Here is a 13,666-nt window from a genome sequence, read left to right as displayed (position 1 = left end):
CTATCTATTCCCAAAACATGCTTAATAGTTTTTTCATTTTGCTCTGTTTATTATGTTCGGCTTGTGTTTTTTGTTTTCCTTTTGGCCGCTGCTGCACCTCATTCTGGTGGTGATGCTGCTCTTGTTCCTCTGATGATGAGACTGCAATTTCCTGTATCGCTTCTTCAGGCATCTTAAAGCCTATTTTTCTGCCTTGGATTCTTGCATTTCGGCAGGCGAATTGGATCAGACCCACTCCCGTCATATATTGAGGATCTCTTACACCGATATAATTCGGGCTTGCCACTCTGACATTGTTTTGCAGCACATCCTGTGCCAATGACATGACACCCGGCATTGCTGCTTGTCCCCCTGTCAGCACGAAGCCTCCCGGCAGATCGGTAATTCCCATACTGCGAAGCTCTTCTGAAACAATTTCAAGAATTTCTTCTACTCTTGCTTCAATGATATTCGCTGCTTCCTGCTGTGTAAATGTTTGTTTTTGATTGGTGCCTATAACGGTTACCTCAAATACTTCATCTTCCGAGGCTTCGTCATAGTAGGCATGTCCAAATTGCTTTTTCACGCGTTCTGCTTCTTCTGTTGACGTTCTCAATCCGATGGAGATATCTTTGGTGATATTTTCGCCTCCGAGAGGAATGACACGGGTAGAAGTGAGATGTCCGTTCTGGAACACGGCAATGGTTGTTGACCCTCCTCCTATATCAATGAGAGCCACACCAAGATTTTTCTCGTCCTTTGACAATGCAGCAGAACCGGCTGCCAGCGGCTGAAGACATATATCAGTTATTTCAATACCGGCTCTTTCAACACAGCGAAGCAAGTTATGTAAGATTGTTTTTGAACCGGTGATCAGGGTGCCTTCTACTTCTAAACGCACACCCAGCATTTTTTTCGGGTCGGTGATTTCATCTCTTCCATCTACGATAAACTGTTTAGGAATGACGTCGACAATCAGCTGTTCGTGCGGTACTGAAACAACCTGTGCCGCCTCCATGACACGGCGTACATCTTCAACTTGAATTTCTTTATTCTCACTGGAAACTGCTACAACACCGTTTGTATCTTGAATATTGATATAATTTCCATTAACGCCGACAATAGCTTTTCTAAGCGGAAAACCTACCATTCTTTCAGCTTGGTCAAACGCTTTTCTTATAGAATGAACGGTCTCATCTATATCAACGATTGAGCCTTTTTTCAACCCTTCAGACGGTACATTTCCCACACCGATAATATTAAGGGAATCATCTGTCATTTCTCCGACGATCACTTTTGTATTGGACGTACCGATGTCAAGACTGACGTAAAGTTCATTGTTGTTCATTCTATGGCACCTCCTCACATTTCGATCATTTCTATTCTATTATTTGCGGAACAACAATACAATGAATGTGGCTTTACAAGTGTGTAACAAAAAATATCACAACAGAATATTCCTTATGTGCTTTTCACATTTTATGTTTATTGAAAATATTCGTTATATCCTATGTATATCCTCTTTTATATCACATTTTTTTTATTTTTTTTAGAAAGAGTCCACTTTGTTAGTAGATTTCTTCTGATAACAGCTATATTCTGAAATAATCTGACTCCAAATGCAAATATACCTGCTAAATACAAGTCTACACCAAGATGGACTCCCAGAAAAGCTAAACTTATTGCCAATATAATATTAAAAAAGAAACCGGAAACAAATACCATTTCATCATATGTACCTTGTAAATGCGCCCTGATTCCGCCGATTAATGTATCAAGTGCGGCGAGCACCGCAAGCGATAAATAGTTTGAGTATTCACTCGGTATCGTTAAGTTTGTCATCAGTCCAATCGCTATTCCGAGCACTAGTCCCAGCACGGGCAGCCACATGACAATTCTCCTCCTTTTCAGTCTTTAAGCGGTTTCAGCTGTTGTATGTCCAATGGTCTGTCGTATGCTTTTAATGTCAGCTCGCTTTTAGATTTACCGGCTTTTAATGCTAAATTTTCAGATGCAAAAAGATCCTCAAGGCCGGACCCCTTCACTCTGCTGTACAGCATGTCCGGATCTTCGGCGAGCACTTTTACTGTTAAAGGATAATCGTCAAGGCCGTATCCGTCTATTTTTGTTGTGCCGTTTATATCCCTTATGACTGTATGATTCACAACTCTTCGCTCATTAATCGAGATATGCTCTGCACCGAAGGAGTTGAGTTCATTGATCAGCTTCTTCAGCAAATCCGGAGGCGGATTTTCGATCGGCTCTCCTGTTAAGCTTTCGGAAAAAAGCGGGGAAATGGTGATGACAATTCCGCTACCTGTTATATCGGTCATGCCGGCTGTTTTTTTTAAGGTTTGCAAGGTATTATTGAGCGCGGTTTCTTTTGTCATTTCTTTACTCTGCGAATAGCTATTCAGCAGTTTATCATATTTGTTTATTTCAGCCAGCAGCTTTTCCTGCTTCTTCTGCTCTGATGTCAGCTCTTCTCTTATATCCCACATATCTCTTGTATCTCGGACTTTAGGATGCTTTAACGAGTTAAACTGAACAGAAATCATGAGGCCGAAGATGACCATAAGCACACTGATGCTTATGAAGGAACGCTTTATTTTCAATCTGTTTCACCCGCTTTTTCAGTCATTCCTTCGTTTTCAGAATCGGTTTCATTTGTACGTTTTTCTCTTTTTCTGCGGTAACAGAAATATGATCCATAGAAAGCTGATCGATCAGGCCTCCTGCTATATTTAACGAAGGCAGCAGAACATCAGGATCTCCAATAGCGGATATCGTAAACGGAGCCGGATGCTGTACCCCGTCTACCGTTACAACAGGACCGTTGCACTTGATATAGGAATCATGTGTCAAACGCTGGCCATTAACGGCGACGGCCGCCGCCCCCGAAATATACAGTTCGTTTACCACTTGAAAGATATGGCTTTCGTGAACGATGTAACTGTTCACATTCTCCCCTTCCGGTATGTACGACGCATCTTCCAAGGTCACCTCAACGCCCTCTCCCTGCACACCGACTTCCCCAATATACATTCTGTACTTTTCTGTATCTTCGAGGACGTTATAGTATTCCGTCTTTTCTTTCTTCAGCTTATTTTCCGCCTGACGGACTTTGTTTTGCTTTTGATACAATTCTTTTTCAAGATTCTTATTTTCTTTCTCCTGTTTCAGGAGTTCATCTCTCAGCGCATATTCTTTTTTCCATTCTTCCGTCTCAGACGCGCTTTTGTTGTTTTCTTTTGTCATTTGAAAAGAAAATGAGATCAAAAAGCCTGCGATAAGCATAATCAAAGAAAGAAGGACTGCTGATTTGCCCCTCAATTTTCATCTTCCTTTTTAGCAGCTTTATTGTTTTTTCCAAACTCTTCAAAATAGGTGGCAACTTCTAAATGAATAATGCCTTTCTTATTGCTGCTAAGCTGTGAAATGATAGAAGGATACGTTTTCATTCGGTCTGCAAAGGTTTTAATAGACGCAGTGACAACATAACCGTCGTTCATATACAATTTAATGCGGTTTTCATCCATTTTTACAGGCGTGTAATAAATTTCTGAAATTGACTGTTTTAAAGAATTTGACAAAGCATCGAGCTGCTTGGCCATTTGAGACCGCTTTTTCGCGTTTGTCCAATTGACCAAAATCGGTCCGGCATCCTCCGGCGTTACTTCGTTTGGCAGAACTGATCCGTTTTCAAGCACTTCATAGTACACATTGTCTTTTTCTAAATAAGCAATCGCTTTATACTCTTCGATCGCAATGTTGATTTTATTAGGAAGCGATTTGCTGATCTCCGCTTTTTTTACTAATTTATTTTGCTGAATCTTCTTTTCTGTTTTTGTCTTGTCCAAACTCCAAAACTCAGTATCACCGCTGTTAATATCGGAAAGCTCGATAATTTCCTTTTTAGATACATTTTCATTCCCTGTAACAGAGATGGTTGATACTTTACTGATTGGCGTCTGCAGGTACACGATGATCAGCACCATAATAAAAAAGAGCATAATAAATGAAATGAGACGGCGATTTGCCTTCTGTTTCCTCTGCTCTTTAATTTTAGGAATCCGTTCTTCAATGTTTACGATTTTTTCTCGGTCATGACCCGGGTTCATTGCCTGTTCACCTCATTCAAATGAAACAGCTGTTAAAAGTCTGTCTATTCCAAAACAAACGGCATACTACGATGCCGTTTGTCGTTTGCTTACAGTATATCATATGAACAGCTTCAGTCAGAACTTGAATCAGCGATTTTCGCCGATGATTTCAACCTCTGTGTGCATATCAATCTCGTATTTTTCACGGATTGTCTTTTTCACATGGTCAATGAGATCAAGCACATCTTTTGCTGATGCTCCGCCCGCATTGACGATGAAGTTTCCGTGCATCTCCGATATCTTTGCACCGCCGATTTGATATCCTTTCAAGCCTGCTTTTTCTACAAGGTTTCCGGCATGATTCGGAAGCGGATTTCTGAATATGCTTCCCGCACAAGGGCTTGAATACGGCTGTGTATTTTTTCTGTAATCTTTATTGCTTTGCATTTGCTGAACGATTGATTCCTTATCCTTCTGCTCCAGCTGCAGAACAGCTTCAAGGCAAACGCCCGGGCGCTTCTTTTGCAATACAGATGTTCTGTAGCTGAAATCCATCTGCTCATTTGTCAGCCACTCAATCGTGCCGTCTTCAAATAAAATATGTGCTTTGACGAGGATTTCGCTCATATCAGAACCGTGGGCGCCGGCATTCATATAAACCGCTCCGCCGACTGATCCTGGAATACCAGCAGCAAATTCCAGCCCGGACAGGCCTTTTTTGCTCAATGATGTTGCAAGACGGACCACGGAATAGCCGCCTCCGACTGTTACTTGTTCCCCGTCAAGCTCCAAATGGTCAAGGCCTGCGCCCAGCTTAATCACTACGCCTCTGATTCCCTCATCTAAAACAAGAAGGTTGGATCCGCGGCCGATGACTGTCCACTTCACATCATATTTTTTAATAACGTCCATAATATCTTTGACGGCATCTACACTGCTTGGAATGACCAATACATCCGCAGGTCCGCCGATTTTCATCGTTGTATGATTCGCGAGCGGTTCATTTGCAAGAACCTTGCCGACTTCGCGTTCTTTTAATTCCTGTATCACTTTCTCCATCGTAAACCTCCGCATTCCATTTGCTTTTCTATTATTTTTTCAATTCTTCGAGTACGCTGTATAAACGGGCAGCCGCGTCAGGAACACCGAGTGACTTTGTCCGTTCGCTCATTTCCTTTAACGTTTTCTCATTCAGTACGATCCGGTCAAGCGCTTCAATCAGTTTTTCCCCGTTGAGCTCTGTTTCTTTCAGAACAATCGCCGCATCATGCTGGCCGAGAGATCTCGCATTGACCTCTTGGTGATTCGCTGTTACATATGGGCTTGGAATCAGTACACTTGGGATTCCGAGAGCAGTAATTTCAGCAATCGTCGTCGCACCAGCTCTGGCCACAATGACATCAATGGCCTTCAAATACTCTGGCATTTGATGAAGAAACGGCTTTGTGACCATATTATCAGCTGCACCCTTGCTTTTCAGCTCATTCATCACTTTTTCATAGTGAACTTCACCGGTAATATACAGCACTTGGTAGTCTCTTGTTTTCAGCGCATCCTGCATATCAATGACAGCACGGTTAATCGGTGCGGCGCCTCTGCTTCCGCCGAAGATTAAGACCGTTTTTTTCTCTTCAGAAAGCCCAAATTCAGCCATTGATCGGCCCGTCTCTATTGAGACGACTTCAGAGGCTCTCGGGTTTCCCGTAAATACAACTTTCTCGCTAGGAAAATGCGATTTTGCTTCTTCAAAACAAATTGCTACTTTATTAACATATTTTGAAAGAAACTTATTCGTGATGCCCGGCAGGCTGTTTTGTTCATGGACGATAGTCGGAATTCCCATCTTGGCAGCGGCATAGACAACCGGTCCGCATACGTAGCCGCCCGTTCCAATTACGGCATCAGGCTTAAATTCCGCCAAATACGATTTGCTCTTTTTTACGCCCTTCAGAAAACGCATCACAGTCTTGACGTTTTCAAATGACAGCTTTCTTTTAAACCCTGTAATTTCAATTGAACGAAAAGGTATATTCTCCCGTTCCACAATTTTTTTCTCCAGCCCGTTTTCTGTTCCGATATATAAAAATTCCACATTAGGATGACGGCGCTGCACTTCTTTAATAAAGGCAAGAGCGGGATAAATGTGTCCCCCTGTACCGCCTCCGCTTATTGCAATTCGCATATCTCTTCCCCCAGTCTAAGTTTCTCTATAACATAGCGATAACCCTGTTTTGTTGGACAGGGTTATCGCATCAATTGTTTCCCAGCTTCCTGTTTCACAGGGAGCTTTAGGCAAACATTCATTAATACCTCGAGTATCGGCTCACGTTCAGCAGCACACCGACGGCCATCAGCATCAGGGTCAATGAAGAACCTCCGTAGCTCAGGAACGGGAGCGTGATCCCTGTTACCGGAATAAGGCCCGTTACTACGCCGATATTAATCATGACTTGAATGGCAATCATTGAAATAATGCCGACTGCGACAAAGCTTCCGTACAGATCAGGTGCACCGAGTGCAATTCTGATTCCTCTCCACAGCAGGACGCTGAAGAGGAGCAAAATAAGTGTTCCCCCGATAAACCCAAGTTCCTCTGACAAGATGGCAAAAATAAAGTCTGTTTGCGGCTCAGGCAGATAAAAGAACTTCTGTCTGCTTTGTCCAAGTCCCATTCCGAACAATCCGCCGGGCCCCACTGCATAAAGCGATTGAATGATTTGAAAACCGCTGCCGAGCGGATCTTCCCACGGATTTAAATATGAAGTAATCCGCTTAATCCGATATGGGGCCGATAGTACGAGCCCAACAAATCCGCTGAGGCCGATCAGTCCGAGAAAGACGAAATGGGCGATTCGCGCGCCAGCTACAAAAATCATGACAATACAAGTTCCGACCATTACTGTCCCCGTTCCGAGGTCAGGCTGGCACATAATAATCAAAAATGCTGAAAATACAATGCCAAGTGCCGGGATGAATCCCCTTCTGAACGATGTTATGTTTTTTTGTTTTTCAGAGAGAAATTTAGCAAGGAATGCAATCATCGCAAGCTTCATAAACTCTGAAGGCTGTATGCTGAATGCCCCGACTCCGATCCAGCTTCTTGAGCCGTTCCGCACCATGCCGACGCCCGGTATCAAAACAAGAATCAAAAGAAAAAAACAGATAACCATCAGCAATTTGGACCATGTCCGCCATGTCCAATAATCAACATTCATGATAAAAAACATGGCTATGACGCCTATTCCCGCAAACAGCAGCTGCCGTTTCGCGAAAAAGAATGAGTCATCAAATTTATAATCCGCCCATACCGCACTCGCACTGTACACCATAATTAATCCGATTGTTAATAATAATAACGTAATGATGACCAATAACAAATCAGGCGATGTTTTTTTAGTAGTCAAAGCAATCGACACCCCAAGCTTAAAGTCATTAGGGCTGCCGATTTACTTCAAGACAAGCCCTTACTTAAGCATATGCACGGCATCTATAAACATGTCACCGCGTTCTTCAAATGTTTTGAATTGATCCCAGCTCGCACACGCAGGTGACAGCAAGATGACATCTCCTTCATTTGAGAGCGCAAACGCCGCAGATACTGCTTGTTCAACATTATCGACACGTTTGACATGTTGTATTCCCATCTCATTACCGAGCTTCTCGAGTTTCGGACCAGTCTGGCCAAATGTCAGCACTGCTTTGACATGCTTCATATACGGTTTTAAGTCGTCAAAACCATTTCCGCGATCCAGTCCGCCCGCAAGCAGAATGACCGGTTTGTCAAAAGCTGAAAGCGCCTTGCTTGTCGCCAAAATGTTTGTCGCTTTACTGTCATTATAAAACTTGCGGTTTTTCACTGTTGTGACATATTGGAGACGGTGCTTCACGCCAGTAAAGCTTGTCAGCACCTTTTTGACTGCTTCGTTGGACGCTCCTGCCGTTTTCACAACTGCAATGGCAGCTAAAATGTTCTCCAGGTTATGAGCGCCGGGCAGCACAACCTCTTCCAGAGGGAGAATGACTTCGCCATTGAACATAATCATACCGTCTTTTACATAAGCACCCTGTTCAAGCGTTTTGCTGACTGAAAATGGAACGGTACCGGCTTTTCCGGCTTCAGCCAGACGCATGACGGTTTCATCATCCTGGTTGACAATGGCTTTATCTGAAGCAGTCTGATGAAGATACACTTTCTGTTTCGCTTTTTCATAGTTTTCTCGCGTATGGTGATAATCCAAATGAGCGTCAAATATGTTTAAAATCAAGCTGATTTCCGGTCTGAAAGCGTGTGTCCCCATCAGCTGAAACGAAGACAATTCAGTAACGATCCACTCATCCCCATCAGCATGATAGGCAACCTCACTTGCGACTGTGCCGATATTTCCGGCAATCAGTGCTTTTTGCGAGTCAGCTTTGAGCATTTCATAAATCAGCGTTGTCGTGGTCGTTTTTCCGTTCGATCCGGTAATCCCGATAAACTTGGCGTTTGTCAGGTAATAAGCGAGCTCAATTTCCGTCCAAACCGGGATGCCTCTTTTTTCCGCTTCCTGAACCATAATATTTTCGTATGGAATTCCCGGGTTTTTGATCAGGACCGTGATTTGATGCTGATCAAACAGAGAAACTGGATGCTCTCCGCAAACAACCTCGAGTCCTTTTTTAGAAAGCTTCTGCGCTGGTTCGTTTTCTTCAAAAGGCTTTTGGTCGTTGACTGCAACATAAATGCCTTTTTCGTGAAGAATGGATGCCGCCGCATACCCGCTTTTCGCGAGCCCAAGGATTAAAAAATGCTGATTCTGTAAAAATTGATCGTTTTCCACTTATAACCACACCTCGATGTAAATTCCTAAAACGGCAAGCAAAAGTCCCGCAGCCCAAAACGTCACGACTACTCTCCATTCAGACCAGCCGACAAGCTCATAATGGTGATGAAGCGGACTCATTTTAAAGATACGTTTACCTGTCGTTTTAAAGCTGATAACCTGCAGGATAACGGATAATGTCTCGATAACAAATACACCGCCGATAATAACCAGCAGGATCTCTAATTTCGTTAAAATGGCAATGGTAACGATGGCTCCTCCCAATGCCAGTGATCCGGTATCTCCCATAAAGACTTTGGCCGGATGAGCATTAAATACGAGGAAACCCAGCACCGCACCCACAACGGCAACTGAGAAAATCGCTACGTCATATTGAGACTGATTCCATGCCAGGATGGCAAAAGCGCCAAAAGCAATCGCCGCAGTACCGGATAATAAGCCGTCAAGACCGTCAGTCAGGTTAACCGCATTTGATCCGCCGACAAGCATAAAGAGCACCAGGATAAAGTAAGCCCAGCCAAGATCAAATGATAAGTCAGTTCCAGGCACGCGAATATCTGTCGCGAAATTGTAGTAATGATACACGGCATAAAATACAACCGCAATGATAATTTGTCCGATCAGCTTTTGCTTTGACGTCAATCCCAGATTGCGCTTCATGACGACCTTGATGTAATCATCTAAAAAGCCAAGCAAACCGTAGCCGAGCGTAACAAACAGAAGCAGCACCATTTCCGGGCTTATTTCTGAAAATTTCTGTGTCATAACAATTGTTGTCACAATGATAGAAAGTATGATCATGACCCCGCCCATTGTCGGCGTCCCTGATTTTTTCTGATGTGATTTCGGTCCTTCTTCTCTAATACTCTGGCCGAATTTTAATCTTCTTAAAAACGGAATAAGAATCGGAGAGAGCAGAACACTAATTAAAAACCCCATTAAAATTGTAAACAGAATGACTTGCTCAAGCATTGTCCTTTTCTCCTCCTGTTTCTTTCAAACGACATACGTAGTTATCATATTCATGATTTTTTCTCATATGAAAATTCTTTTCAAGCTCCATATTCAATAACATCTCTTTCCTATGAATTCGTCTTATTCTTATTGAGTTCGACAATGGCTCTCGCCGCCACTTCAGCATCGTCAAAGTCGAAGGTTTCGCTTCCGATCTGCTGATAGGTTTCATGCCCTTTTCCGGCAATGAGAACTACATCTCCTTTTTTGGCATTGGCAATCGCGAAAAAGATTGCCTGCTCGCGGTTTGCAATGCTGTGGTAGTATTCGTTCTCTACTCCGGCTTCCATATCTCTTAAAATCGCGCGAGGATCTTCGCTTCGCGGGTTATCTGAAGTGAAAATCGGCTCATCAGCCAGCTCTACAGCGATTTTAGCCATTTTTGGGCGTTTCGTCTTATCTCTGTCTCCCCCGCAGCCGACAACGACAAAGAGCTTTCCTACCGTCATGTCTCTGCATGTCTTCAGCACATTTTCAAGGCTGTCCGGTGTGTGCGCGTAATCTACAATAACCGGAAACTCCTGCTGCTGATTGACCAATTCAAAGCGGCCTCTTACGCCATGCAATTCTTCAACAGCTTCAGTGATGGTTTCAAACGGTATGCCTGCTGCAATACATGTTGCAACAGCTGCCAGCACATTATACACGTTAAATTGTCCGACGAGCGACATCGTGATATGTTTAGTGCCTTTGTTTGTCACAAGATCAAAGCTTGTGCCCTGTGCAGTGATCGTGATGTTCTTCGCCATCACATCAGCGTTGTTTTTAATTCCGTATGTAGAGATATGCGCTGCGGTCACCTTTTCAAAATAAGCGCTCGCCTCATCATCAGCGTTCAGTACGGCACGCTTTGGATGTTCATGGTTGAAAGCCCCGCCAAGCTGAGAAAAGAGCAGGCTTTTTGCCTGTCTGTACTCATCCATCGTTTTATGATAGTCCAGATGGTCCTGCGTTAAATTCGTAAACACGGCAATATCATAATCACAGCCATGAACACGCCCTAAAGATAAAGCGTGAGAAGAAACCTCCATGATAGCAGTGTCAACTTGCTTGTCATTCATTTTCTTAAACGTTTTCTGCAGCGTGACGCTTTCCGGAGTCGTGTTTTTAACGGGAAGTGTTTCATCGACGATTTTCATGTACATTGTGCCGATCAAGCCTGTGCGTTTTCCCGCTTTTTTCAGAATCTCATCGACCATGTGGGTCGTTGATGTTTTGCCGTTTGTGCCTGTTATCCCGATCAGCTGAAGCTTCTTTGTCGGCTGTCCGTAAAACGCATCAGACAAAACGCTGAGCGCACGCAGTGACTGCCGGACAATAATGACGGGCACATCCACATCGAGCTCTCTTTCAGCCACAATAGCCGCTGCGCCGTTCTCTACTGCTTTTTGCGCAAAATCATGGCCATCTACCGTATACCCTTTTACACATACAAAAAGACTCCCTTTCTTTACTTCCCTGGAGTCCATCTCAATTGAAGTTATTTCAGGGTCTTGTGAGTCGTTTACAGAAGGTTCGGTTGTTAAGTATGTAAGCAGCTTTGTAAGTTTCATCGTATCAAACCTCTCAACATTCTAATTCGTTCTTTTTATCATTTGAAGTCACGTCAAATGATGTGATAATGATTTTAAGCATACAGTTCATATTTTAGCGTAAATAAAAGGATACATCCAGCTAATCTTGAAGATATGAGCATTTTTTCTGCAATAAAATAATAGGCAGCCCGAATTAATCGGCTGCCTCTTTTTCATCTTCTTCAGTCAAATAAACGCGTATCTTTGAGCCCTCTTTTACTTTCGTTCCGGCAGCTGGCGATTGTTTAACGATTTTGCTTCCTTTCCCGGAAGCATCCACATTGAGATTCACCAAAAGTGACTCAAGATCTGAGACAGACATCCCTACAACATTCGGAACTTCTATTGTTTTTGTGTCGTTCCATTGGTACTTTTTCTCGATTTGATTTTTCCGAGGCTTCACACCAATCTCCGGCAGGCTGTCTCTCATAATATTCCCGACAATAGGCGCTGCAACCGTTCCGCCAAACTGAATCGTGCCTTTCGGGTTATCCACCGCGACATAGACGACAAGACTCGGATCGTCAGCCGGCGCGAAACCGATAAATGATACAATATGGTTGTTTTCGAGGTATTTTCCATCCTTTACCTTTTGTGCAGTTCCCGTTTTTCCGCCGACACGATATCCTTCAACAAATGCGTTACGGCCGGTGCCTTCTGCGACGACGCTTTCTAAAGCATAGCGGATTTGTTTGGATGTCTCCTCAGAAATGACTTGTTTCTTTGCGATTGGTGATTGTTTTTTAACCGTTTTTTTCGTTACAGGGTCGATCCATTCCTTTGCAATATAAGGTGTGTAGAGCGTTCCTCCATTTACAGCGGCAGATACGGCTGCAACCTGCTGAATCGGCGTGACAGATACCCCCTGTCCGAAAGCCGTAGTCGCTTGCTCGACCGGACCTACTCTATCAAGCGGGAATAAGATTCCTGTCCCCTCGCCCTGCAGATCAATTCCAGTTTTTTGGCCGAAACCAAAGTCTTTAATATATTTGAAAAGCTTATTCTTCCCTAAGCGCTCGCCTAATTCAACAAACCCCGGGTTGCAGGAGTTTTGTACAACCTCTAGATACGTCTGCAGCCCGTGTCCGCCTCTTTTCCAGCACCGCAGTCTCGCTCCGTCCACTTCCGCATGCCCTTTATCATAAAATTGATCACGTTTCAAATTTACTTTTTGTTCTTCAAGAGCTGCTGCAAGTGTAATAATTTTAAAGGTGGATCCCGGCTCATACGTGCTCCATACCGGCAGATTCCGATTGTAGACGGACGGATCGACTGATTGATAATCAGCCGGGTCAAAGTCAGGCCTGCTAGCCATCCCCAATATTTCTCCGTTTTTCGGATTCATCGCTACGGCAATCATACCGTCAGGGTGATATTTGGCCTCAGCGTTATCAAGCTCCCTTTCCATTATCGTCTGAACCTTCGAATCAACTGTCAGCTTCATATCAAGCCCGTCCTTAGGCGGTGTGTAGTCGTCCGCTTCATCAGGCATTTTCTTCCCTTTTGCATCTGTATAAAACTTAACAGAGCCCTTTTCCCCTTTCAGATCATCGTCGTAATAGGCTTCAAGTCCAAGGAGCCCTTGGTTGTCAATGCCGGCAAATCCAAGCACATGAGATAAAAAGCTGCCGAAAGGGTAATGGCGGATACTGTCCTCCGCAACATACACACCCTTTAAATCAAGCGCTTTGATTTCTTTCGCCTTTTCATTCGAAATCTTTCTCCCTTCAGGAGTTATCTTTTCGATTGACGCTTTTTTTGTTACATGCTTATATACTTTTTCTTCTGACATGTTTAAAACCGCCGCAAGCTGCTTGCTCGTTTTCATCGGATTATGAACTTGGCGCGGGACGACGAATACGGTCGGCGCACTTTTGTTTGTTGCGAGTTTCACGCCGTTCCGATCCAGAATCTCTCCTCTCTCTGGTTCAAACGGCAAGTTCCGGCTCCAGGAATCTTTCGCCAGCGAAGTCAGTTTCTCGCCCATCACAAACTGAACATACCCCAGCCTTGTATCAATGATCAGAAACACGATCACGCCAAAAAGCAAAACAAATAATAAACGTTTTCTAACCGTTACATTCGAGACGCGCAAGAGACCGTCCACTCCTTATTTAGGCTTGTTTCATTTTATGCCTGAAATTGGACGGATAGAACGATGCTCCTTTGAAGG

Annotated in this window: 12 protein-coding genes; all 12 read right to left on the bottom strand. The window is 43.7% G+C overall.

Features of this window, described 5'->3' with window-relative positions; translation table 11 throughout:
* Window positions 1-4 precede the first annotated feature (4 nt).
* The 12 genes from ftsA to M1M80_RS08405 all read right to left on the bottom strand — a co-directional run bounded on the left by ftsA (window position 5) and on the right by M1M80_RS08405 (window position 13,588).
* Complete coding sequence (gene ftsA / locus M1M80_RS08460) at window positions 5-1,327, bottom strand: cell division protein FtsA (RefSeq protein ID WP_003238682.1); 1,323 nt, start codon at window positions 1,325-1,327, stop codon at window positions 5-7.
* A 176-nt stretch (window positions 1,328-1,503) separates the two neighbouring features.
* Window positions 1,504-1,869, bottom strand: coding sequence for a small basic family protein (locus M1M80_RS08455; protein WP_003238683.1), 366 nt, complete (start codon window positions 1,867-1,869; stop codon window positions 1,504-1,506).
* Window positions 1,870-1,886: 17 nt separating this feature from the next.
* A complete protein-coding gene (locus M1M80_RS08450; protein WP_060398582.1) occupies window positions 1,887-2,594 on the bottom strand; it encodes a DUF881 domain-containing protein in 708 nt (235 codons plus the stop codon).
* 22 nt (window positions 2,595-2,616) lie between these two features.
* Window positions 2,617-3,312, bottom strand: coding sequence for a DUF881 domain-containing protein (locus M1M80_RS08445; RefSeq protein WP_060398581.1), 696 nt, complete (start codon window positions 3,310-3,312; stop codon window positions 2,617-2,619).
* On the bottom strand, window positions 3,309-4,100 hold the full coding sequence (divIB, locus tag M1M80_RS08440) for a cell division protein DivIB (RefSeq protein ID WP_060398580.1): 792 nt from the start codon (window positions 4,098-4,100) through the stop codon (window positions 3,309-3,311). Before divIB ends, M1M80_RS08445 begins: the two co-directional genes overlap by 4 nt.
* Window positions 4,101-4,229: 129 nt before the next feature.
* On the bottom strand, window positions 4,230-5,141 hold the full coding sequence (murB, locus tag M1M80_RS08435) for a UDP-N-acetylmuramate dehydrogenase (protein ID WP_003238687.1): 912 nt from the start codon (window positions 5,139-5,141) through the stop codon (window positions 4,230-4,232).
* Window positions 5,142-5,172: 31 nt separating this feature from the next.
* The gene (murG, locus tag M1M80_RS08430) at window positions 5,173-6,264 is read right to left on the bottom strand and encodes an undecaprenyldiphospho-muramoylpentapeptide beta-N-acetylglucosaminyltransferase (protein WP_060398579.1); all 1,092 of its coding nucleotides are present in this window, start codon (window positions 6,262-6,264) and stop codon (window positions 5,173-5,175) included.
* Between the two features lie 121 nt (window positions 6,265-6,385).
* Window positions 6,386-7,486, bottom strand: a complete 1,101-nt coding sequence (gene spoVE, locus M1M80_RS08425) for a stage V sporulation protein E (protein WP_019258336.1) — start codon at window positions 7,484-7,486, stop codon at window positions 6,386-6,388.
* Between the two features lie 60 nt (window positions 7,487-7,546).
* Window positions 7,547-8,902, bottom strand: a complete 1,356-nt coding sequence (gene murD, locus M1M80_RS08420) for a UDP-N-acetylmuramoyl-L-alanine--D-glutamate ligase (protein ID WP_060398578.1) — start codon at window positions 8,900-8,902, stop codon at window positions 7,547-7,549.
* On the bottom strand, window positions 8,903-9,877 hold the full coding sequence (gene mraY, locus M1M80_RS08415; RefSeq protein WP_003238695.1) for a phospho-N-acetylmuramoyl-pentapeptide-transferase: 975 nt from the start codon (window positions 9,875-9,877) through the stop codon (window positions 8,903-8,905).
* Window positions 9,878-9,987: 110 nt separating this feature from the next.
* Window positions 9,988-11,472: a UDP-N-acetylmuramoyl-L-alanyl-D-glutamate--2,6-diaminopimelate ligase gene (locus M1M80_RS08410; protein WP_060398577.1), complete on the bottom strand. Its 1,485-nt coding sequence runs from the start codon at window positions 11,470-11,472 to the stop codon at window positions 9,988-9,990.
* A gap of 175 nt (window positions 11,473-11,647) precedes the next feature.
* Window positions 11,648-13,588 (bottom strand): stage V sporulation protein D, encoded by a 1,941-nt coding sequence (locus M1M80_RS08405; RefSeq protein WP_060398576.1) that lies wholly within the window; start codon window positions 13,586-13,588, stop codon window positions 11,648-11,650.
* Between the last annotated feature and the right edge of the window lie 78 nt (window positions 13,589-13,666).

Origin of the sequence: Bacillus inaquosorum (assembly GCF_023238325.1) — a bacterium.
GTDB classification, from domain to species: Bacteria; Bacillota; Bacilli; order Bacillales; family Bacillaceae; genus Bacillus; species Bacillus inaquosorum.
Note: the sequence above shows the minus strand (reverse complement) of the source record. Positions and strands in the feature narration are given on the sequence as shown.